The following is a 481-nucleotide window of genomic DNA, read 5'->3' on the forward strand; positions in this document are numbered from 1 at the left end:
CTAAGATACAAACCAGTCAACAAGATGGAGATCGGCATAAATATCAAACGCGAATTGTCTCTAATGCAAATAAAGTTAATTTAAAATTCGAAGAAGCAAAACCTGTACTAGAGCAACAATTAGCGAAATCCATTTCAAATATTTTATAATTTATTATCACTCTGTAGTGATTAGTATTCATTACTAACGCACTTCGTTTGTTAACAGTCTATTCCCCTTAATAATAAATTTTTCAGGAGAATAGACTGTCTCGTCTCAAGAGGTTTCCAATGGCTGATGAAATTGATGTCTCTCAAGCTGAGAGCGATTTTTTGCTGTCTCTAAGATTGAGTCAACGTGCTCAGTATCAGGGGCAGAGTGCAAAAGTGTGTGTTGAGTGCGGTGACAATATCCCGCTGGCTCGTCGGATGGCGTTACCTGGGGTTCAGCACTGTGTGTGTTGTGTCGAACGCCAAGAGTTGTTCCGTCCCCGATAGTTAAT

At 39.7% G+C, this 481-nt stretch carries 2 protein-coding genes; both read left to right on the plus strand.

The window, feature by feature from the left end; translation table 11 throughout:
- Positions 1-5 precede the first annotated feature (5 nt).
- On the plus strand, positions 6-149 hold the full coding sequence (traT, locus tag RM844_RS33690; RefSeq protein ID WP_394814652.1) for a complement resistance protein TraT: 144 nt from the start codon (positions 6-8) through the stop codon (positions 147-149).
- Between the two features lie 120 nt (positions 150-269).
- On the plus strand, positions 270-476 hold the full coding sequence (locus tag RM844_RS33695) for a TraR/DksA C4-type zinc finger protein (RefSeq protein ID WP_036965596.1): 207 nt from the start codon (positions 270-272) through the stop codon (positions 474-476).
- Positions 477-481: the final 5 nt, after the last annotated feature.

Source organism: Streptomyces chisholmiae (genome assembly GCF_031845445.1).
GTDB classification, from domain to species: Bacteria; Actinomycetota; Actinomycetes; order Streptomycetales; family Streptomycetaceae; genus Streptomyces; species Streptomyces chisholmiae.